Genomic DNA, 20090 nt, shown 5'->3' with positions numbered 1-20090 from the left:
TGATGTGGGAGGCTCCGCTGAGCTTACCGGGGGTTGGGCTGCTGGGCTGGATGCGTGGGAGGTATTTCTTCAGCCTGCTAAAGGTTTCATGAGCCTTTAGGCCTGCGGGGTGCCACAGACTTTAAAAAGTTCTGTGAGCACTCTGTAGGGTTTATTAACCACTACAGGGGCTCATCATGGATCTGGTTTTTCCTTTTGCACTTTGTGTTCTTGCCGGTCTGATGATCAGCTCCCCTATTCTCCGCGCATTGCGGTAATGGAGGCGTGAAAATGAAAATCGGTAAAGATACATTTGTTGGAGCAATTTTGCGTGCCATGCCGTTTCGTGATGCGGGTGAACTGCATCAACGGCTCAAGTCAGGGCAGGTTATTCCGCCTCACTTGCGTCAAGCAATCCGAAGTGGCGTACGCTCCGCAAGACATGCGACCAATCGACAATGAACTCCCTGCCCCTCTGGCATGCCAGGGGGGCAGCAGTTCTCTCAAATGATCTTCGTTGAGTTCATCTGAGAGAATTGCTAGCTGTATCGGTAATCGTTCAGCTTCCATGGGTCGCTATCCCGCCTAAAGGCATATAGCAATTCGTATCACGAAAGTGATTTTTAACCCTGTCGGGGCATGACCCGATTGGGGAGTGCCTCGAAATTTTTTGGAGGTACTCAATGTCTGACGAAATCAGCATGTTCTTGGACATGCCGGCCAGTGAATACCACGCCGATAAAAACGTTGTGGGACACTCAGGTCTTGTATCGATGTTAACCACCCCGAAGTCGTATCATTACGAACTGACGCGTGGTCGTGTCGCGACTCCGGCAATGGAATTTGGGACGCTATTTCATTTGCGCGTTCTTGAACCCGATTTGTTTAAAAGTCAAACAGTAGTCAAGCCTAAGTTTGACTTGCGAACAAAGGAGGGGAAATCGACCAATGCGGCTTGGGAAAGCGAAAACAACGGAAAGATGGCAATTGCCGAGGCAGACAAGGAAGCTGTTGAGGGAATGCTGGATTCCATAAATGAGCACGATGAATGCGCCTTGTATTTGGCTAATTCCTACAAAGAGAAGAGTTATTTTTGGGTGGATGAGGATACTGGGATCCAGTGCCGAATTCGTCTTGATATGCTTGTCTTTGATGAGAATGGTCGGATTGTTAAAATATGCGACCTGAAAAAGACGCTGAATGCAAGTAAACCAAAGTTTCGCCGAGAAATCGGTGATCGAGGATATGACTTACAGGCAGCGTTCTATTCGGATGCGGTGAGTAGACTACTAGGAAGAAGAATCCCATTTGTTTTTATTGCGGTTGAGGCCACTGCCCCGTACAACATTGCGATATACGAGGCAGGTGAAATTACTCTTGAGACTGGCCGTCACAAGTACCGGAATGCACTTCAACTTTTGGAGTGGTGCCGAAAAAACGATCGCTGGCCAAGCTATCAGCCTTACGGCGAGAGCGAGAAGATCGAAATCACCGAATGGCAGTCGCGCAGTGTCTTGGAGTACGAAGAGTGAATAGCGGGCATGCCCGCTCAACCTAAGCGGGCCTCAGGCTCATTTCAACCCAAACGGGAGCGCCACCCGTTGGGGGGGTGTTCTCGATATTTTCTGGAGAAACACCATGTCGCAAATTTTGAGACAAATTCGGCGTCACGATTCGACTTCCGATGTGAGCGCAGAGATCTTCGACCTTGGCTTTCCTGAGTTGCTCGAAGCTCAGAGGCTTGAGGTTGCTCGCGCTCTTCCGAAACACATCCCTGTCGAACGGATTTTGCGTGTGGCATTGACTGCCTTTCGCAAGACACCGGCACTGGGGAAGTGCCAACCCATCAGCGTTTTGGCAGCAGTGCTCCAAGCTTCACAGTTGGGCCTGGAGATCAACCAAAACGGTGAGGCATTTTTGGTGCCTTTTCATGATGAGTGTCAGCTGATCCCTGGATACAAAGGGCTCATGAAGCTGGTTCGTAACTCTGGCTTCGTCAAGGACATCTATGCGCACGAGTCTCGTGTCAATGATCACTTCGACTTCAGCCTCGGTTTGAACCGGTTCCTCGATCACAAGCCATTGGCGGGTGAAGGAGGCTTCCCCGCATCCGATCAAGATCGAGGCCATGTCGTGGGCTTCTATGCATGTGCACTCTTCGCGGATGGCACTGGCACGTTTGATCTGAAGAACATTCGGCAGATCAACGAGATCCGTGATGCCAGCCTCGGGTACCAATCAGCCAAGCGAAAGCAGAAGCCCCATCCTTGGGACATCAACCCGGTGCCCATGGGTAAGAAGACCGTCATACGGTCTTTGTGCAATGGGTCGCTTCCGATGTCAGCTGAGTTGCAAATGGCGCTTGCGCTGGACTCCGCCGCAGATCGCGGGTTCAAGCAAGGGATCAAGTTGCACCAAGCTGCAGATGGCATCTACGAGCCACCGCCCTACGATGCGCAACCGGACGACGAGGGCAATATCGCTTCGAAGGGTGAAGCGTCCCCTACGTGGCGTAATGCTCCTCGACCTGAGCCTCGGCCCGAACAGGCGCCGAGACAGCCTCAGAAGTCGCAAGAGGCTCGTACGAGTGAACCGCAAAGTGCACCGGCCCACCAGCCTCAACCACAACAGCGGCAGACTCCACCGCTGCGCCCCGTGCCAAAGTCTGAGGCTCACCAAAAGCCACAGGCCGCGCCGAGGCAGCAAGGAAAGCCGGTTGAGCAACAGGCTCCAACTTCGATGGTCGAACAGACCATTGCCAAGTTGAAAGCCTGTAGCCACGTGCGTAGCCTGGATGAACTCATGATCCAGGCCGAGGCTGAGTTTTCCGGCGCCGATCTGGAGCATGTGAACCAGGTCTACCGCGTAAGACTCGACGTTCTGTCACCACCTACCGCAGATCTCTTCGGCAGGCCGTGACAGCTATTCGTGAACACTTCCCCGGGCTTCGGCTCGGGGGTGTTTTTCAGCAGGCATTGCTTCAGTGGCTGGTGAAAAACATGTTTTTTTCCTGGATCGTAATGATCTCGGATTTAAAGGGTAGCTGGCCTTATAAGCAGCAACGTTACTTTCTAAAACCCTTGGGGGCCTAGTTCCCCATTGGGGGACATGCCTCCTATTTCGATTGGAGATCACATGTTTTTTGAAAAGAAAATCAATAACCACAGCAAAGAAGCCGTGGCGAACTTCCTACTGTCGCACTTTCGGTACGACACCATGAATGGGTTGATCCGATCAACCTCGTATGCCAACTGTGTCAAGATCAATCGTCTTGGCCTCAGTGGCACGACTCAAGAGAAAGCCAGGGAGATTATTTCTGTAGGCGACTACTGGAATGAACTTTCATGGGTCATTCGTGAGTTCGAGCAGGACGTGGGTGCTGACTACACCATTGGCACAAATGGCCGCAGTGCTGGCTATTTGGTTCTTTATGAATCTGAGTATTACGATCCCGGATATAAGAGCACCTGCAAAAGTTGCGGGAAGCTCAGTCCATACCCGGTGTCTGATGCGAACTGTCAATGTGGGGTCTGCAACGGGCCGCGAGCCAATCTGAAAGCCCCCCTGCGATGGACCCGTCTCAAGAGCAGCTCCATCGATCATGCAATGAGTCTTCAGGATTACCTGGAGATGCCACTTCATGAGCTGAAAGAGCGGGCTGCACTCGTTCAGGCGTTCGATTGTGCATGCGATCGGATGCGGGATGCATTCATTGAGATGGCCAACGACTACATGGTGATCGAGCATACGGTGATGGTGCCTCAAAAGGTGCGTCGCCTGGAACGTGTTTGAAGGCGTCTATGCGACTTGCAAACTGCTCCATCACCAAGGCCTACAAGGGCTGCTACATCCATCAAAAAACGGACGGTAGCTACGCCTGGCAAGACCTTTCTTTCAAGGTCCACAAGGCCTCATCTTGGCGCGCATGTCAGGTCGCGATCACTCGTTACCGCAAAGCGCGTTGACCCCGTAACCCTCCCTTACGGGGAGAGCAACTCATTGGAGATCGCATGTTCTTTTTGAATAAATCCATCTTGATTGGCCGACTTGGCCATGACCCCGAGGAGCAAACCTTTCCATCGGGCGACAAGATAGCGGTGATCAACATGGTCACTGAGGAGTCTTGGAAGGACAAGACAACGGACGAATGGAAAAGTCGTCCTGAATGGCATCGAGTGATTGCGCAGAAACGTGATGCTGAGTATGTGATGAACAACCTCAGAAAAGCGGATTTCGCGTATATCGAGGGCACGAAGCGCTCTCGAAAGTACACCGATGGCCAAGGCATTGAGCGACAAATTGTTGAGGTCATTGCTGACACGGTGCGCTTGCACCACCGGCATGTACCCAAAAGGCAAGATGGCGCTGACCCTACGCCGAGTCATCCGTCCTCGCAGCCATCACAGGATGCGAGGCAGGAAGCTCCGGTACCACGGCGCCAGCGGCATCAGGGTCAAAGTCCGGATTCGGCACTGCCGCCTCAGGGCGACACTGACGACCATCCTGGGAACTACACACGCTGGTAGTCGGTTGGGTTGCCCTTAAATGGGCAAATCGATTGATGGCCATTTACTTTCGTCCCAACCGGGGAATCACCCCGGATGGGGTGGCTCCTCGTCTGGTTTCACACCCGCATCGGGGCATTCCTAAATGTCCCTCGGGGCATTTGGGTATGCCCCGATCGGGGTTCATCAGGAGAAGCTATGCATTTCAACGAAATGACGGAGGCCGAATGGAAAGAATACTGGAACGAGTATTGGCGGAGAACTCGTGAGTTGGCTGTAGGGCGATGGGAGGCAATCTTTCGTGCCCTCGCGCCAGCACTCGGGCCAGCTCTTGAAGTGGAAGGTCGCAGACACGTCGCATGCCCGGTTCACGGGGGTAAAGACGGGTTTCGGCTCTTTCGCGATTACCACACTGCAGGCAGAGCAATCTGCAATTCCTGCGGCCACTTTCATGACGGCTTTGCTGTTTTGAAATGGGTCAATGGATGGACGGGCAAAGAGACAGTTGAGTCGGTGATGGCGACCCTCACGGGAGACAAGAACCATGACTACGCTGCCCCTCGAACGCCACTTCCTCCAAAGGTGGAACCAGTGGCCAAACGCTCCAATGAGGACTTGAAAAAGTCACTTAACTGGACGATGCAGAAGACTGTCTCCCCGAATTCGAAGGAGGCAGAACCGCTGCGTTTGTACCTCGCACGACGAGGCTTGACCCCGCCGCAGATGAGGGCGTTGTCCTTCCATCCGCGCTTGGCCTATAGCGACGGCAAAGAGATCACTGGGTATCACCCGGCGATGCTGGCCGTGGTGCAGGCTGTGGACGGTAGCCCCGTCACGATTCATCGCACCTACCTTGATTCCAGTGGTCGAAAGGCCAACGTGCCAGAGGTCAAAAAGCTGATGTCCTACCCTGACGATCTAAAGATCTTGGGTGGAGCCATCAGATTGGCGCCTGCGGCAAGGGTCTTGGGGGTAGCCGAGGGAATTGAAACTTCCTACGCTGCGATGGAGGGAATGGGTATACCTACATGGGCAACGGTGAACGCCACGATGATGGCGAACTTCGTACCGCCTGAAGACGTGGATATGGTGATCGTGTTTTCCGACAAAGATCGCCCGTCCAAAGAGCACCCACGTGGCCATGGCCAAGAGGCATCCATTCGACTCGTCGAGAGGATGTGGGCCATGGGCAAGAAAGCAATGGCAATCACGCCCAAGGGAGAAATCCCTGAAGGCGAGAAGTCATTGGATTGGTTGGACATCCTCAACAGGGATGGCGTCGCAGGCTTCCCAAGCTACGAGGCTGTCCAGCGCGCGATGTTGGAAACCAACCTTCTCGCACGTCGCGCAGCATAGGAGCAATGACCATGTACGGCCTAATCAACCTTCATGAGATCGACACCAATCCAGGTGCCAGGTCGGCCTTTGCTCCTCCCTTGGGCTTTGAGGGGGACTATCGAGACTTCCTTGTCCAGCGAATGAAAGTCGATATCGGTGTTCATCAGCATGTCGGTATGGTCGCTCGAAAGATCAACCAAGGCATTGCCGTCGAGTTCTTCGGCGAGTATGCGGAGGTTGCCAGGCGCATCACGGAAAGAGTGAGCGCCAAGCTCTTGGCTGCATCGCAGGCCGAGAAGGCGCGTCGAGGGAGTCCAACAGATTCCTGAGATGTGTCAAATGAACCGTGCCCCTCCGGGGGCTGGTTTCCCAGATGCCATCACGACCTGGTGGCATGCGGAAAGCCAGATTTTGAAGCTCTGTGGCTATGCCCTGAGTTTTTGAAGTTCGAGCTGGCGAACTCAAGTATCCAGAGGAGTCAGGGGCAACCTTGCGGCTCAGGTGCTGTACGCAGTGCCTTGATGGACGGCTTCTGCGCGGTTGAACGCATTCAACCTCATGCAGGGCCTACCGAAGCTCCCAGATCGCTCTGGAGGCTGCGGTAGGCCCTGCATGGGGGCCTTCAACCGCAAAGGAGTTCATATGCAAACTGAGATTTTGAGCCAGGGCACTACCGCTCTGTCACAAAAGGGGCTTCGCTTCCCTGTTGAAAGACACATAGCGACCACACATGATGCTGGTTCGCTGGCATGCAAGCTTCCCAGCGGGGACTCCAACTCCGCTGAGGGTGGTGTCACTTCTGGATTTTTCATCTGAGGAGTCACATCATGGAAATGGAAACAATCACCCGCATGGGTGTGGAGATCCAATCGGTGAGCGTGTCCGTGCTCATTGAAAAGTTTGCCCATGGCTGCGAGTCCTCACCCGAACAGGTGCTGGATCGCGTCGCCGCTGGGCTAGCAGTCAAGGAACACGTTCCCGAGGAGTGGATCCCGGTTTTTCGTGAGGCACTGGATTACACGATTCTCGGTGGCCGCATCAATGCGGCTGCTGGGCTTCCCGGTGCCAATGCGACCTGGGTCAACAGCTTCATACAGCCTCTCGCAGATTCGGTTTTCGAAGCTGTGGATGGCATACCAGGCATCATGGAGGCGGCCCGCCAGGCTGCTCAAACCATGCGCTTGGGTGGAGGCGTGGGCTATGACTTCAGCGTGATCCGGCCGAAAAATTCGTGGATCAATTCCACGAGTACCTACGCCAGTGGCCCAATCAGCTACATGCGCATCTTTGACGCGATGTGCAAGTCGCTCATCGCGGCGGGATCGCACCGAGGTGCGCAGACGGGTGTGATGCGTTGCGATCATCCAGACATCTTCGAGTTCATTGCCGCCAAGACGGCAGTGGACCCGTCTATTTCAGAGGATGGTTCATCGTTACGAACCTTCACCTTGTCGGTGGCGCTGACGAACAAACTCATGGAGCAAGTCATCGTTGATGGCGACTTCGAGTTGGTGCACAGTGCGACGCCTTCTCCGACTCAGATCGCTGCTGGCGCCGTGAGGCGCGAGGATGGCGTTTGGGTCTATCGCAGAGTGCGAGCACGTGAGTTGTATGACACCATCATGCAGATCACCTACGAACGAGCAGAGCAGGGGGGCGTGATCTTTCTGGATCGAATTCAGGAAGAAAACAATCTTCGCTACTGCGAGCAAATCACGGCATCCACGCCTTGCGGTGGAGATCCGCTCCCGCCTTATGGCTGCTGCGAGCAGGGGCACCTGGTGCTTTCGCGCTTCGTGACAAGGGCAGCTTGGGAGGGGGCCCCGACGTTCGACTTCGAGAAGCTTGAACGACAGGCCACGGTTCTGGTGCGCATGCTTGACAACGTTTTGGATCTGATGCCCTGGCCTTTGCCTGAGCACCAGGCTGAAGCGCATTCCAAGCGCCGTATCGGTCTCGGATTTACCGGCCTGGCTGATGCATTGATCATGATGGGACTTCGGTACTCATCGAATGAGGGACGCGCATTCGCTGCGCGTGTTGCCCAGACCATTTGCAATGCTGCCTACGCCGCCTCGGTCGATCTGGCCTTGGAGCGGGGAGCATTCCCATTGTTTGACGCATCACAGTTCCTTCAGGGCGTGAGTGATGATGCCGAGGGAACCTTTGCCAGTCGCTTGCCAAGGGAGCTGAGACGGATGATCCGTACCCACGGAATTCGAAACAGCCACCTGCTGGCGCTGGGGACTACGGTCGCAGGTTCGCTCACTCTCGGCAACAACTGCTCAAGCGGTTGCGAGCCCGTCAAAGCGCTCGAAGAGGTCCGAGAAATCCGCCAAGCGGATGGGACGAACAAGACAGAGAGGTTGCTCAATGCGGCCTATCTCCAGTTCCTTCGCATGGGTGGAGATGCGGACAATCTGCCGAGCTACTTCGAGACTTCGAAGTCGATCGATTTGCAAGCGCACCTGGACATGCTGATCACGTTGGCGCCCTTTGTGGATGCCTCAATCAGCAAGACGTTGAAGGTTCCCGTTGGCTATCCCTTCGAGGATTTCAAACGCATCTTCATGGATGCCTGGGTAGGGGGGCTGAAGGGCCTCTCGGCCTGTCGTGTCAGCAAGGATCGGGCGTCGGCCTTCACCGTGGACAACGGAGGAAGCGGTGATGCCGAATGGCCATTGGCTTTGCTCAGTTCCGAGTTGGACCAGGAGTACCCAGATATCAGGGTTCGGATGCAATCGATAGAAGACACTGTGATGGCCAGCTACGCTGGCCTGATCTATATCGGGAGTTGCGGCTGACACACGTCGCGCACATTCCTTAACCCCCTCGCGGGGGTTTTCCAAAGCCAGCCTCCATTCAGAGGAGGTTTTGGAAAACAGGTTTTTGATCCTTGTCCGTAATGGCCTGGTGAAGAAAAAGGGTTGCTGCCCTTGTCGTAAGACGAACAGCTACTTTGCGCCGCATGTCGGCGTTATCAAACCCCATCGGGAACACCTCCCGTTGGGAATGGTGTGCACGGTGGAATTCCACTTGAAAGGTACATCATCATGAAACCAGAACAATTCGTTCTCATCCTGGCTCTCATTGGCTCCATCATTTCGCTGAAGAACGAGGTCATCTCGATCTTTGCGCGTGTGGCTGCGAGGCACAAGCAGAAGCTCGAACAGGAGGCCAAGGCATTGGAGGAGGCGAAAGCCCAGCTCCAAGCCGACGCCCAGGCCCGTCAAATCGAAAGTGCTCAACAGAGCATGCAGGCGTTCATGAAGTCCATCCGTGGGCTGAATGGCGCTATTGCTGGATTTGCGCCGGCACAAGAAGAAGGTGCGGCTCAGCAAGTCGCAGAGCCGCAAAAGCCGTCAGGCAAGCCCATGGGCACACTGACGATTGAGGAGCAACTGCGATGGCTTGCTGAAACTGTGATTGCTCAATCTGAGCAGTTGGAGCGGATCAATGCCACGCAGACCGCTCCAGCGGAGCCGCAGCAACGTCGCCGTCAGGCCGCCCGCAAGGGGGGTAATGAGGCTGTGTTGTCTGCATCCGCATCCGGCGCTGCACCTGCAGCTGCTGCAAAGCGTAAGGGCGGGGGCGATGCCATTCCACTGGAAGGGCTCGATCTCGGTCCTGAGCCGCAGCGTACTGGTGACTTCGAAGTCGTTCCTCATTGAGCGCCTGAAGAAGTAATTTTTCATCAACCCTTGCGGGCAATCCAGCCCGCAAGGGGGTTGGTGCGCCCGCGCATGCGGAGTACACATCATGGAAAAGAAAGAAGTCGCGCGTCCGGATTGGGCAAAGTTGTTTGAATCCATCCTGACTGAACCAGGTCGGCTTGGGGACTACTACAACGCCTTCCACAACTACAGCCTGGGAAATCAGTTATTGGCCATGGATCAGATGCACGAACGGAGGATCCCGATCTCTCCAATCGCATCGTTCAACGCCTGGAAGGAAAAGGGTCGTAGCGTGATGAAAGGGCAGCGAGCAATCGCACTCTGGATGCCCGTGACGATCAAAGGAAAGCCTGCAGAAGGTGAGGCGCCAGCAAGTGCCAAGGAAGCGCGCGAAGAAGGGAAGCCCGACAAGCGCATCTTTGTCATGCGCAACAACTGGTTTGCCTTTGCACAGACTCAGCCAGATCCGCACAGCGATGTGCCCTGCGAGTCTTTGCCACCAGCACCAAAGTTCGTTTGGAACAAGGTGCTGGCGCTGGAAACCCTTGGTATCACTGAACTTCCCTTTTCGCACGTCAACGGCAACTGCCAAGGGTTGGCTTGGACACAAATGCAGCAGATCGCCATCAACCCGATGGCAGGAATGCCGCACAAGACCGTCTTTCACGAACTCGCCCACTGCCTGCTACACGCTGGCAAGGACGATGAGGATGAAGTGGCGTGTGCGATTGAACTGAGCAAAAACCTCAAAGAGGCTGAAGCTGAGTCCGCCGCCTTTCTGTGCTGCGCTGCTTTGGGTCTCCCTGGCCTCCAAGAGGCTCGTGGCTATGTTCAGTCATGGCTGTCGAGCAAAAGCTCACGCGAGGCGTTCCAAAAGAGCGCTGGACGTGTCTTTCGTGCAGCGGATCGCATTCTCAAGGCCGGCATCGTGGAGCAGGAGCAATCTTGCCCCGATGTGGCACCCAGCACCCAGCTCCCGGAAACGGAGGCCGTGCTTGAAGGTCAGGGGATGTTGTTCGCTTGAGCCGTTGGCTTTATTACCATTTACCGGAGTGCCACCAGTCGTGGGGTTCTTCGGGTTTCATTTCTAGGAGTTCTTTATGTTGAAGTTTGAAGTTGCAAATGTGATGGGTCTGCACTATGCCAATCCTGCTCTGCGCAAGCCTTGTGCAGTTGTCGGTCAGGCCGAGCGTCAGAGTTATCTCCAACGCCTTCGCGCGATTTTCAAGCGTTGAAGATCTCTATACGGCGTCGGTAGTACGCGTGTGTGCCTTGGCGCTGCAGCCTTTCCTAGGGTAAAGCCCACCGTTGTAAAGTGCCCAATTGGACTTGATCTGATTGCGCTAAGCCACTGTTTCGACAGTTCACCCTGAGTCCTTGCGCCCCCCTGGGGGTGCGAGGGCTTTTCAAGTCGCCCATGCTCCATCAAGAGCGACTTGAAAAGTCACTTTTCGCCGAGTTGCTGCTAGAATAATTTTCACGTTGAGAGCCTTTCGAAGAAGTTCTGCGAGTTGCGATCCTTCTTCCAAAGTTTCTCTGCACCAAGCTATGCTTGATGCTCTGAACTCCTAGCTCGGGAGTCTAATCTGTAGCAATTTCCGGGTTCGCCCGTTTTTTAAACCCAATGGGGCCTTCAGTCCCTGTTGGGGATCGTGGCCTCTGTTTTTTCGGAGGTCATATGAATATGAAAATTGTCGAGAAGTCGCCACGACTGTCTCGGCTCATGCGGCGTCGAGTCCGCTTACGCTCTCGCTCTGAGCGCGCTGTACCAAGCCAGCAATGGTTCTGGTCGCGGCGTCACAAAAGCGAAAGGAACACCACCATGCCTCAAATTGTCATCAACTTCGACGATGACGACACGATGCCCGATCGCCTGCGCGAGCGGGCGGATGAATGGGGGATCTCTACTGAAGCAATGATCCATCGTGCGATCAACAGCTTCATGGGCGACTACGGACTCAAGTCGCCACCACCAGGCTTTGAAGCCAAAAACTTGCGCGAATTCTTCCAGGCCCATGGCGTGATGAAGACCGACAGCAAGTAACCACCACAACTCACCCCTCGGGGTAGGAGGCATCATGATTGAGCTTTCTGCCCCAATGGGGGCAATCGTGCGCGTCTGGTTTCCTGAATCAGAAGCGGTAATGCAGCCGGGACCAAAATTCCGGCCTGCTCTTGTGTTGGATGTGACCGAAGTCGATGGATGCCGAAAGGTGTTGGTCGCCTACGGAACCAGTCAAAACACAGAGCGCACAGGGCGCGGTGAATTCACCATTCGCGCCGAAAAAACGTATTCCCTGGAAAGTGACACCAAGTTCTGCCTCATGAGGCGGTTGTGGTTGCCATTGACCAAGGAATACTTTGCTGCAGGTAAGGGTCAGCCCAAGCCTGAGGAAGTCGTTCAGAAGTGCTTTTCCAGCTTCCGCACGGCAGCGGTAGAAGCATCCCTCATCTGAGGGGTCTGAGCATCTGTACCACCCATCGGGGCACGACCCCGATGGGGGCAGTGTCTCGATCCTTTGGAGACGTTCATGAACGCAATGCCCGCGACCCGACCCGCCCCTTTGGGCAGTCAGGCGCTGCTCATGCGCATGCACAAGCATTCGCACGTGCGCACCGAAAACCATGCAAGTCTTTTCAAGACCGGCGAGCTGGACCTGCAGCTGCTCGTTGATGCGGGATTGTCCGCGCCAGCTGAGGTGAACGAAGGTGGAATTGTCCAGGTGAAGCTTTTCCAGATGGCGTATTGCCAGCTGCAGAAATCGTTGCGCCCTCTCTATGAAACCTACAGCACCAGTGGTCAGTTTCTTGGCCACTATTTCATCAGCGCCTTCCGGTCGCTGACCTTGTAAACAACATCAGCCCCAGGGGGCGTCGTGCCCTTGGGGCATGACCGCTCCCATTTCAAATGGAGAAGTCATGAACGATAAAAGTGCAATCACCGCTGAGATGGTCGCAGCTGCCGAAATGGTATTGGCGCTGCAGGCATACATCCGGCTCATTGAGCCGGTAGTGCAGGGCTATCAGCGCAAGATCCTGCTCGACATGCAGGCTCGCCCGGCAAAGGATCTGCGTCAGTTTTCTTGAGCCGTGTTGTGCTGGACGAGACGCAGGCGTACCTTCTGGGCGACGAGGACCGCGCCCGATTCATCATCGAGTGCAACAAAGCCCGTGAGGCCGCAGGCTTGCTTGTCGAGTCGCCTGAACAGTGCCCACTGCTGGTTGCGCGAAACCAACTTATTGATGCCGAGAGCGCATTACTTGCGGCCATGGAACAGCATCGACGTGTGGGCTACCTATTCGGACCCGGCATGGTTTCGACCATCACTCATCGAACGCAAATGCTGGCTCTGGCCGTGCAGATGCTCACACCCCATATTCGTGACGCCCAGTCCATCTTGAGGGATCTCGTCAAGAAGGGCATGCGGTAATGCATGGTTGCTACACCTTGACCTAATTCAGGTTGATTCTTTAACCCCTGCGGTTTGCCCCGCTGGGGCGACCGCTTTTTTACTTGGAGTTCCCATGTCAAAAATGACTTTCGCCCCCGCCGATCAATCGACTGACACGGCAGAAGAAAAGCCCACCAAAGAGCAGCTAGAGGCCCTGAAGCGTTTCGCTACGGCCCATGGCCGTTCCTGGAAGCAGCGGCTCTCTACTGCATGGACAACCGGTCGAGATGAGCGTTTGCGTGATGGGGCTTTGCTGCGCCAGGTCCGTAATCAACTCGGGCCTGAGTGGCTGAGCGCTGTGCCCGTGAACATTCACAAGCTGGCTTGAGCTGGACACGCCACCTTCTTGGTGGCGTGTCCACCAAAACCGCTGGCCTGCCCTACACGGGCAGGCCAGCGGTAGCCAGGCTTTTGGTGCCTCCCACCCACCTTCAACCATCCTGGCAACAACAGGTGGTTTCTCAAAGGGCATTCCGTGCTCTTTGAGAAGCTAGCTTTTGACATCGCTGCGTAATGCGTCGGTGACATCGATCTGAGCTGCCAGAGATAAATCAAGTAGCAAACGATCCGCCAACTGGCGGCATTTCAACTCCCTGCGGGACACCACCCGCATGGGAGTGGTGTCTGCGGGGTCTTCCCAAAGGCACCAAATGAAAGTCAAAGAAATTGCTGAAGCATGCATGTGGCTTGCTTCGGCGGCAAATCGAACTCGATGCCGAGCTGGATCTGAGTACCGGTGATATGTCGGCGGTGGACGAATCAGAGCAATCTGACGAGGCCATGACAGTCTGACCAATTAAATCTACCTCGCGCCCCCAATAGGGTGTCGAGGTAGGTTTGCTCAAGCGCCCTTGGCCTATCCAAGGACGTTTCAGCAAACCAAGAATTGTCCCGTGCTGCGTAATGCGCTCGGTTCATGAGGCAGTCGCCCTCGCCACCCGGCAAGCGACAACAAGCAGGGGCCCTATGGCCTCTCTTATCTCAACCCTCGGGGCGACTTTTTGCCCCTGGGGCAAATCGTTGCCTTGGTCTTCTTTGGAGATCGCAATGATTGAAGGTACTTCTCACAACGTGCGCGAGCACGTCATCTCGTATGCATTCCCCTACAGCCGCAGCGCAGTTAAACGTGGCTTCGGCAACCGGGGGTGCTACATGGTCGCTGAGCGTGGTCGCACGATCGCGGTGGCCGATTACAACCAGGCGGTTCTTGAGGCGAGCAAGCTCGGTACGGTCCCAGGCCGTTGGTCTATCGACCATCCGAGCAATGCCCATCTGAGCGGTCTGCACAATCCGCATTGACCAACCCATAGGGGCACGCCCCTATGGGGGCGGTCTCTCTAACTTTCGGAGAAATCGATGCTGGATCAAATCTGTGAAATCGCGTGTGCTGGGATCCCCAAGTCCATCAGTGATGACGACTTGTGCTCTGGCTGCAGTAACTGCCAAGAAGCTGCATTTGGGATGAGTGTCTGCAAGGTCAACTTCCCTGGTCGCTTCGACTCGGATGGCTACGTACAGCAGTGCGATGCTTTTCTGAGCCTGAGCGAGTGATTGCTTCAAGCTGCTTGACGCCCGTTTCGAGGGGCTGAAATCACTTTCTAACCCATGGGGTGCTTGCCCTCATGGGGTAGGTGCCCCGACTTTAGGAGGGCATCAAATGCCAATCAATGAAACGTCGCACATGAAAGTGTCGTTGGCATCTCTGTCTACGCAGGGTGTGTCGAGCGACCAGTGGATTCAGTACCTGGTGAAGTCTCTCAGCACGGCCACATTGACGCTGGCGCTGGAAGAGACGGCGGTAGGAGTGAATGGCTGGCGCTTGCTTCGTGCACCACGTCTGGAGCTTGCAAGGAAATTCCTTGCCTTCAGGAGTGGGCCTGTATTCGAAGCAGAGGCGGGCATGCGGCTGCTCAACGGAAAGCGGGTTTCGGCCGAGACGTATCTGAAGTTCCACGAATCCTTGAAGGTTCAGGACTTTGGCGTCATGGCCATGGATCTGCTGGCCGACATCAGCGTCGATCGCGCCTACGAAAAGCGCATTCGCGGCTACCACGACCATGTTTGGGGGATCCATCCCACCATTCAGGACCATGGCGGCGACATGCTGCATGTTCAGGTTCGCCTGGACTGCGCAGAAGCGTTTGCATTTTTGGAAGCGTTGAACGCTACGGTTCACGTCAATGTGACCCCGAGTTCTCGACATGTCGCGCCGGCAGGCGAGACCATCGATATGTTTGCCTGAGGAGTTGCCATGTCTACAACCATCATCTACGAAATGAAGGCCATCCGTATCCCGGGGGCACCATTCGACCTTGCCTCTGATTTGTTCCTCCTCGCCATCCTCAGCGGTTCCAATAACTGCTACGCGGGCTGGGGTGCAAATGCGAAGCGAGCACGCAGCTGGGGCGCCCCGGTGTTGGGATCGTCCGAAGATGTCATTGCTCATGCCATCGATTGGGCTCGACATTTCGAGGGTAGGAACACCGTCTGGAAGAACATGGGAAAAACTGGGGAGTTGAGCGCAGCTGAATGGATCGGTAAGGTCCGTTCTACGCTCAGCCGACCCATTGAATGCCCTGAGCGTCACCTGGGCCTGACATCTGCAAATGTTGGATCTTTGACGCTCTCAGCCAAGCAGGCCGGGGATGAGTCTCTTGTGCGTGAGCTGCTTATCCAGCAGTTGATTTACGCGCGTGAGAAACCTGGCCAAAGCGCCTGGCACATCATCAAGGTTGAAGGCCCTGGTGCTGTCTAACGCGAGCGCCATCCCGTGATCCACGGGGTGCGTACTGCATTGGACTGGTGTACCATTGCTCTCAAAAAATCCCTCCAGCCTCCAGGCTGGGGTGGATTCCTAAAGCGCTTGATCTAGCGTTTTAGAAATCCAGTTTTTTTCGGAGTGGTTATCCACTTCGAGATGCTCCGAGCTGCCGGAGTTGAAACCGCAGAAACACTTACCTCTTCCAGAGGTTTTCATTCACCCATACGGGCTCGATCAAGCCCGTGATGGGATTTGAGACGGCTCGACTTTCATAGGAAGTTCATGAGCCTTGACGAGACATACGACGATCTCAAGAATCGTCTTTTGAGTGACCCGAGCACGTCCTTCACGCTGCGCAAGCGGATTGAGGAAGACGAGCGCCGGGATCCGGTGGACGCTTGTGCCGACGCGGAAATGCTGGTTCGCCTGCATGAGTTGCGTTGCAATGCCGTCTTGAACGGTAGTTAAGACTTCTCCTTGACCGTGCGTTTCCTGATGGCCTGAAGGCCAGATGGCAGCCGCAGCGGTGAGGGAAGTGTCGAGCCCACGAGTGCCAGATGGACGACGAGTCCGCTTCGCTTTCGTGGATGCCTCGACAAATTGACGGAGGGTCATCCCCTCCATTTGGCTGAGCTTTCGAGCTTGGTTCTTCTCAACCTGGCGCAAGCCAAAAAATCATTTTTCAACCCCATCATGGGCACGCTATCCCATGGTGGGATGGTGCGTCCATGGCTTTTCTTTTTTTGGAGAAACGACATGAACGAAACAACGACCAAGATCCTCGGTTCCTTCAAGGCTCAAGCGGCCCAATCCGCTGTGACCGGTGTCAAGAAGGACGATGTGTACAAGGTTCCCCCTGAGCAACTGGAAGAAGAGCCGGGCTTCAACGAGCGCGACTACTCGGATCCGCTGGTTGTCCAGCAAATTGAGGACTTTGCCTTTGCTTACGCTACGGGTGCGTTTGTGCCGCCGTTGGTGGTGCGCGTCGAAGCGACCACGGGAAAAAAAATCATTGTTGAGGGTCACCAGCGCAGGCGTGGCGCCCTGCTGGCCATCTCGCGCGGTGCGACCATCCCGCACCTCGTGTGCATCCCCTTCCGGGGCAATGACCGCGATCGGGTGATGTGCCAATTGAGCAGTCAAGAGGGTTTGAAGCTCTCAGCTGTGGGTGTTGGTCGCAACTACCTGAAGCTGATCCGCATGGGCATGACCGAGGAAGAAATTGCGAAAGAGCGCAACAAGTCTCTGGTGCACGTGCGTGACATGCTGGTCCTGGCAGAGGCTACGAGCGAAGTCCAAAAGATGATTCTCGCCGGATCTGTGGGTGCTTCGCTGGCTGTTGAGGTCATTCGTGAGCATGGCGATCAGGCGGCCGAATTCCTCAAGGGCAAGCTCGAAATCGCCAAAAGCCACGGTAAGACCAAAGTCAAGCCGTCTCTGGTTCGTGGGTGGATTCCTCCTCGCAAGAGCGTTGAACAGATCTACTCGTCATTGGGCTCTCTTGTGGGAGGGCTCAAGCAGCGCGCGGACATCGCTGAACTCATCCAACAGGTGGGCGAACGCGGTGCCCAGACCTTGGATGGCCAGGCCGTGTCTGTCGATGCATCCACTTTGATGCAATTGATGCAGGCCTTCGATGAGGCGGAACAGTTGAAGGCCAAGCGCCTTCGCAACACCGTCGAATCCAAGGGCGAGACAGATCCCGCTGAGGGTGCTGTTGAGCAGACTGCTGGTGAAGTCGCGGGCGCGTAATCCTGCAGCTTGCAAGCGAGTGCATTTTGTTGAAGTTCATCTTCGACAGAGGCACTTGCTTTGCATGGTTGCTTGGATGCGCCAGCAGGCATCACCACTTCCTGAATCCATGCGCCAGCTGGCGCGTGGGTTTTCGAAAGGTTCCAAGGAGGGGCCCTTTGGAAAGCTGTATTCACTCAACCGGCTACGCCTGTTGTTGATGCTCTAGCTGCAGAGTTAAAACGCAGCAAATCACGAGCCCATTCAGGGCTATTTCCTTGCGCTGGCCGTAATGGTTATCGCATTTCTCAACCCAGCGGGGTCACATCCGTTGGGGGTGGACTTCGCGTTTTTTTGGATCAGTCATGACTCTCAAAATCAAACCCGAAGACCTCGAAGTTCTTCGTTTGGCCGTTGCCCCCTTCGACACAGAGGAGCTGCGAGCCAAATACCGAAATGGTGACTTTCCACGTTCCGAACTGACTCGGGATCTGGACAAGCGCTATCGCTGGGATCTGATGTGGATGACCCGTCTGAAGTTGGGGGACGGCGTTGGCGTCAAGGGTGACCTTGATCTCTACGCCTATCTCAATGACCTGCACATCGATTCAGCACTGCGCTTTCTCGTGAAGCCACTGGGGGAAGCCGTCTGCGTCGCGGCTTGAAACGAACTCATCTTTAACCCACGCGGGCCTGGTCCCGTATGGGGGACTGGCTTCGCATCTCCAATGGAGGTCTACATGAAAGCATATGAAACCCGGAAAATCGGGTTGCATCGCGGGCGTCCACGCCTGTGGTTGCAGGGCCATCAGGCATCACGTGCGGGGTTCTTGCCAGGCAAACGCTTCTGTGTTCGCAAGGATGTAGAACGCAACATGCTCATCTTGGAACTCGCGGCTGATGGCTCTCGCCTGGTGTCGCGCAAGATGAAGGGCGAAGTTGAGCAGCCTGTCATTGACATCAACTCGGCTGAGGCCTTGTCGGTGTTCGAGGGCTTCGACTCGGTGCGCATCATCACGCAGAAGATGCGCATCATCATGCTGCCCTCGGCAGTGGAGTTGGGCAAGAAGGAGCGCTTGGCTCGCCTGCGGGCGAAAGTGGCCTCTGGGGCTCCGATCACTGTGGGGTCCATCTCTCACGGTGGCGGTGTCTTGTCGCATGCGTTGCACACGGGCTTGAAGGCTTCAGGCCTCCGGCCCAAGCTGGCGTTCGCCAATGACATTCGCCCAGAACTCCTCGACCAAGCATCGACTCACAACGACGCATGGGATGAGGAAACCATCTCATTGGCCGCCCCAATGCAGGAGTTGGCCTTTGACGTTTGGGCGATGGACCATTTGCCCAAAGTTGAGATATTGGAGGCCGGGATTCCTTGCTCGGGAGCGTCTCGCAGTGGACGAGCCAAGCGCGGTGCTGGGCATGCGGAAGCTCACCCAGAGGTTGGTCATTTGATCGCTCCGTTCCTGGCCATTGTCGCCAAGGTGCAGCCTTGCGTTTTGCTCGTCGAAAACGTGCCGGCATGGGGAAGTAGTGCGTCAAAGCACATACTGAACTACCAACTTCGTGACTTGGGCTACCAGGTGCACGAGACGGTCCTCCATGCTGGGGAATGGAATGTGCTGGAGCATCGTCAACGACTTTGCATCGTCGCAGTCACTGAAGGCCTTGAATTCGACTTCTCTCTGCTTCGGCGACCTGAAAAGGTCGAACGTCAAGTGGGTGAGGTGTTGGAAGATGTGCCTGAAGGTGACGAACGCTGGTCAACCATGTCCTACCTTGTTGAGAAAGAAATCCGTGATCGTGAAAAGGAGAACAGCAACTTCAAGATGCAAATCTTGACTGCGGCCAGTTCCTTTTGCCCCACGATCACTAAAGGGTACTCGCGCGTGAGGGGGACGGACCCCAAGTTGCGTTCACCTCATGATCCTTCGTTGCTCCGCCAATTCACCTTGGTGGAGCACGCGCGCATGAAGGGGATCCCTTTGCAGCTGATCGAGGGGCTGGGCTTGACCCTTGGACATGAACTGATGGGGCAGAGCGTCTGCTACGACCCATTTGTAGCGGTAGGTGAGTTGCTCGGCGTCACTGCTCGGGCGTCTTGCATACCAAAGGTGGTTCATCAAGTCACTGGCCCAGCGCAAGCGTCGCCGGCATCGGCAACTGAGGCTAGTCCTCAACTCGCGTTGCTCGATATCTAACGGTCTCCGAGGCTGGCCAGCACCCTTCCAGGTGTTGGCCAGCCGGTGATCGATTAGCCACGAGGGATTCGTTCCTCGGATTTATTCATTTCAACCCCGGTCGGGCCTTTCCCTTCCGGGGTAGGGCTCGCCTTTTTCTAGGAGAGTTCTCATGAAACCTAATGCTGCCAAATTGGCGTGCGTCTCAAACGGTCTGACGTTCGAGGAGTGGCGCTTTCGCCCCGTCTACCGGGTGCATTGCCACACCTTCCGCGTTGCTCGATCCTTGCTGAACCTTCCTGAGCTGCAGGGTGGGATGGTGACGGTCTATGGCGCGGCTGACTCAAGCGGCTTGACGCTGTTCCGAGCACTGGCGCCCTATCGGAGCCAGGAGGCGAACGCATTGCGCCAGCGTGTGGCTCGTCACCTTCGTGCCAATTCACAGCATCGAAAGATGCGTGTTGCGTAAACCG

General features: G+C 55.5%; 24 protein-coding genes. All 24 read left to right on the top strand.

Annotated features, from left to right (window positions below; genetic code table 11):
• Window positions 1–662 precede the first annotated feature (662 nt).
• A complete protein-coding gene (locus AC07PT_RS27380; protein ID WP_494658795.1) occupies window positions 663–1511 on the top strand; it encodes a PD-(D/E)XK nuclease-like domain-containing protein in 849 nt (282 codons plus the stop codon).
• A 106-nt stretch (window positions 1512–1617) separates the two neighbouring features.
• Window positions 1618–2898 carry a recombinase RecT gene (locus AC07PT_RS27375; RefSeq protein WP_494658794.1) on the top strand — a complete coding sequence of 427 codons (1281 nt, stop codon included), beginning with the start codon at window positions 1618–1620 and terminating at the stop codon, window positions 2896–2898.
• 216 nt (window positions 2899–3114) lie between these two features.
• Window positions 3115–3771 carry a hypothetical protein gene (locus AC07PT_RS27370; RefSeq protein ID WP_494658793.1) on the top strand — a complete coding sequence of 219 codons (657 nt, stop codon included), beginning with the start codon at window positions 3115–3117 and terminating at the stop codon, window positions 3769–3771.
• A 218-nt stretch (window positions 3772–3989) separates the two neighbouring features.
• On the top strand, window positions 3990–4505 hold the full coding sequence (gene ssb, locus AC07PT_RS27365; RefSeq protein WP_494658792.1) for a single-stranded DNA-binding protein: 516 nt from the start codon (window positions 3990–3992) through the stop codon (window positions 4503–4505).
• Window positions 4506–4682: 177 nt separating this feature from the next.
• Window positions 4683–5840, top strand: a complete 1158-nt coding sequence (locus AC07PT_RS27360; RefSeq protein ID WP_494658791.1) for a DUF7146 domain-containing protein — start codon at window positions 4683–4685, stop codon at window positions 5838–5840.
• Between the two features lie 11 nt (window positions 5841–5851).
• The gene (locus tag AC07PT_RS27355) at window positions 5852–6151 is read left to right on the top strand and encodes a hypothetical protein (protein ID WP_494658790.1); all 300 of its coding nucleotides are present in this window, start codon (window positions 5852–5854) and stop codon (window positions 6149–6151) included.
• A gap of 498 nt (window positions 6152–6649) precedes the next feature.
• Window positions 6650–8626, top strand: coding sequence for an adenosylcobalamin-dependent ribonucleoside-diphosphate reductase (locus AC07PT_RS27350; RefSeq protein ID WP_494658789.1), 1977 nt, complete (start codon window positions 6650–6652; stop codon window positions 8624–8626).
• A 249-nt stretch (window positions 8627–8875) separates the two neighbouring features.
• The gene (locus AC07PT_RS27345; protein WP_494658788.1) at window positions 8876–9493 is read left to right on the top strand and encodes a hypothetical protein; all 618 of its coding nucleotides are present in this window, start codon (window positions 8876–8878) and stop codon (window positions 9491–9493) included.
• Window positions 9494–9581: 88 nt separating this feature from the next.
• On the top strand, window positions 9582–10520 hold the full coding sequence (locus AC07PT_RS27340) for an ArdC-like ssDNA-binding domain-containing protein (protein ID WP_494658787.1): 939 nt from the start codon (window positions 9582–9584) through the stop codon (window positions 10518–10520).
• Between the two features lie 76 nt (window positions 10521–10596).
• Window positions 10597–10731, top strand: coding sequence for a hypothetical protein (locus AC07PT_RS27335; protein WP_494658786.1), 135 nt, complete (start codon window positions 10597–10599; stop codon window positions 10729–10731).
• 587 nt (window positions 10732–11318) lie between these two features.
• Window positions 11319–11540, top strand: a complete 222-nt coding sequence (locus tag AC07PT_RS27330; RefSeq protein ID WP_494658785.1) for a hypothetical protein — start codon at window positions 11319–11321, stop codon at window positions 11538–11540.
• 34 nt (window positions 11541–11574) lie between these two features.
• A complete protein-coding gene (locus AC07PT_RS27325) occupies window positions 11575–11952 on the top strand; it encodes a hypothetical protein (protein WP_494658784.1) in 378 nt (125 codons plus the stop codon).
• Window positions 11953–12027: 75 nt separating this feature from the next.
• Complete coding sequence (locus tag AC07PT_RS27320) at window positions 12028–12348, top strand: hypothetical protein (protein WP_494658783.1); 321 nt, start codon at window positions 12028–12030, stop codon at window positions 12346–12348.
• Between the two features lie 67 nt (window positions 12349–12415).
• On the top strand, window positions 12416–12583 hold the full coding sequence (locus AC07PT_RS27315) for a hypothetical protein (RefSeq protein WP_494658782.1): 168 nt from the start codon (window positions 12416–12418) through the stop codon (window positions 12581–12583).
• Window positions 12580–12927, top strand: a complete 348-nt coding sequence (locus AC07PT_RS27310; protein WP_494658781.1) for a hypothetical protein — start codon at window positions 12580–12582, stop codon at window positions 12925–12927. Before AC07PT_RS27315 ends, AC07PT_RS27310 begins: the two co-directional genes overlap by 4 nt.
• Window positions 12928–13021: 94 nt before the next feature.
• Entirely contained in the window at window positions 13022–13276 is a 255-nt protein-coding gene (locus AC07PT_RS27305; RefSeq protein ID WP_494658780.1) for a hypothetical protein, read from the top strand.
• 719 nt (window positions 13277–13995) lie between these two features.
• Window positions 13996–14247, top strand: a complete 252-nt coding sequence (locus AC07PT_RS27300; protein WP_494658779.1) for a hypothetical protein — start codon at window positions 13996–13998, stop codon at window positions 14245–14247.
• Between the two features lie 358 nt (window positions 14248–14605).
• Window positions 14606–15190 (top strand): hypothetical protein, encoded by a 585-nt coding sequence (locus AC07PT_RS27295; RefSeq protein ID WP_494658778.1) that lies wholly within the window; start codon window positions 14606–14608, stop codon window positions 15188–15190.
• Window positions 15191–15199: 9 nt separating this feature from the next.
• Entirely contained in the window at window positions 15200–15703 is a 504-nt protein-coding gene (locus AC07PT_RS27290) for a hypothetical protein (RefSeq protein ID WP_494658777.1), read from the top strand.
• A 288-nt stretch (window positions 15704–15991) separates the two neighbouring features.
• The gene (locus AC07PT_RS27285; RefSeq protein WP_494658776.1) at window positions 15992–16177 is read left to right on the top strand and encodes a hypothetical protein; all 186 of its coding nucleotides are present in this window, start codon (window positions 15992–15994) and stop codon (window positions 16175–16177) included.
• Between the two features lie 174 nt (window positions 16178–16351).
• On the top strand, window positions 16352–17461 hold the full coding sequence (locus AC07PT_RS27280; RefSeq protein ID WP_494658775.1) for a ParB/RepB/Spo0J family partition protein: 1110 nt from the start codon (window positions 16352–16354) through the stop codon (window positions 17459–17461).
• A gap of 344 nt (window positions 17462–17805) precedes the next feature.
• Window positions 17806–18105, top strand: a complete 300-nt coding sequence (locus AC07PT_RS27275; RefSeq protein WP_494658774.1) for a hypothetical protein — start codon at window positions 17806–17808, stop codon at window positions 18103–18105.
• A 75-nt stretch (window positions 18106–18180) separates the two neighbouring features.
• A complete protein-coding gene (locus tag AC07PT_RS27270) occupies window positions 18181–19638 on the top strand; it encodes a DNA cytosine methyltransferase (RefSeq protein WP_494658773.1) in 1458 nt (485 codons plus the stop codon).
• A gap of 151 nt (window positions 19639–19789) precedes the next feature.
• A complete protein-coding gene (locus AC07PT_RS27265; protein ID WP_494658772.1) occupies window positions 19790–20086 on the top strand; it encodes a hypothetical protein in 297 nt (98 codons plus the stop codon).
• Window positions 20087–20090 lie beyond the last annotated feature (4 nt).

The sequence above is a fragment of the Curvibacter sp. GW821-FHT09D12 genome (genome assembly GCF_059416245.1).
Note: the sequence above shows the minus strand (reverse complement) of the source record. Positions and strands in the feature narration are given on the sequence as shown.

Bases quoted from the DNA above. Each gene is read 5' to 3' on its own strand.
- AC07PT_RS27300 (WP_494658779.1), top strand. From the start codon at position 13,996: ATGATTGAAGGTACTTCTCACAACGTGCGCGAGCACGTCATCTCGTAT.
- ssb (WP_494658792.1), top strand. From the start codon at position 3,990: ATGTTCTTTTTGAATAAATCCATCTTGATTGGCCGACTTGGCCATGAC.
- AC07PT_RS27360 (WP_494658791.1), top strand. From the start codon at position 4,683: ATGCATTTCAACGAAATGACGGAGGCCGAATGGAAAGAATACTGGAAC.
- AC07PT_RS27380 (WP_494658795.1), top strand. From the start codon at position 663: ATGTCTGACGAAATCAGCATGTTCTTGGACATGCCGGCCAGTGAATAC.
- AC07PT_RS27335 (WP_494658786.1), top strand. From the start codon at position 10,597: ATGTTGAAGTTTGAAGTTGCAAATGTGATGGGTCTGCACTATGCCAAT.
- AC07PT_RS27375 (WP_494658794.1), top strand. From the start codon at position 1,618: ATGTCGCAAATTTTGAGACAAATTCGGCGTCACGATTCGACTTCCGAT.
- AC07PT_RS27320 (WP_494658783.1), top strand. From the start codon at position 12,028: ATGAACGCAATGCCCGCGACCCGACCCGCCCCTTTGGGCAGTCAGGCG.
- AC07PT_RS27265 (WP_494658772.1), top strand. From the start codon at position 19,790: ATGAAACCTAATGCTGCCAAATTGGCGTGCGTCTCAAACGGTCTGACG.
- AC07PT_RS27345 (WP_494658788.1), top strand. From the start codon at position 8,876: ATGAAACCAGAACAATTCGTTCTCATCCTGGCTCTCATTGGCTCCATC.
- AC07PT_RS27340 (WP_494658787.1), top strand. From the start codon at position 9,582: ATGGAAAAGAAAGAAGTCGCGCGTCCGGATTGGGCAAAGTTGTTTGAA.
- AC07PT_RS27290 (WP_494658777.1), top strand. From the start codon at position 15,200: ATGTCTACAACCATCATCTACGAAATGAAGGCCATCCGTATCCCGGGG.
- AC07PT_RS27270 (WP_494658773.1), top strand. From the start codon at position 18,181: ATGAAAGCATATGAAACCCGGAAAATCGGGTTGCATCGCGGGCGTCCA.
- AC07PT_RS27370 (WP_494658793.1), top strand. From the start codon at position 3,115: ATGTTTTTTGAAAAGAAAATCAATAACCACAGCAAAGAAGCCGTGGCG.
- AC07PT_RS27350 (WP_494658789.1), top strand. From the start codon at position 6,650: ATGGAAATGGAAACAATCACCCGCATGGGTGTGGAGATCCAATCGGTG.
- AC07PT_RS27275 (WP_494658774.1), top strand. From the start codon at position 17,806: ATGACTCTCAAAATCAAACCCGAAGACCTCGAAGTTCTTCGTTTGGCC.
- AC07PT_RS27355 (WP_494658790.1), top strand. From the start codon at position 5,852: ATGTACGGCCTAATCAACCTTCATGAGATCGACACCAATCCAGGTGCC.
- AC07PT_RS27325 (WP_494658784.1), top strand. From the start codon at position 11,575: ATGATTGAGCTTTCTGCCCCAATGGGGGCAATCGTGCGCGTCTGGTTT.
- AC07PT_RS27295 (WP_494658778.1), top strand. From the start codon at position 14,606: ATGCCAATCAATGAAACGTCGCACATGAAAGTGTCGTTGGCATCTCTG.
- AC07PT_RS27315 (WP_494658782.1), top strand. From the start codon at position 12,416: ATGAACGATAAAAGTGCAATCACCGCTGAGATGGTCGCAGCTGCCGAA.
- AC07PT_RS27330 (WP_494658785.1), top strand. From the start codon at position 11,319: ATGCCTCAAATTGTCATCAACTTCGACGATGACGACACGATGCCCGAT.
- AC07PT_RS27285 (WP_494658776.1), top strand. From the start codon at position 15,992: ATGAGCCTTGACGAGACATACGACGATCTCAAGAATCGTCTTTTGAGT.
- AC07PT_RS27305 (WP_494658780.1), top strand. From the start codon at position 13,022: ATGTCAAAAATGACTTTCGCCCCCGCCGATCAATCGACTGACACGGCA.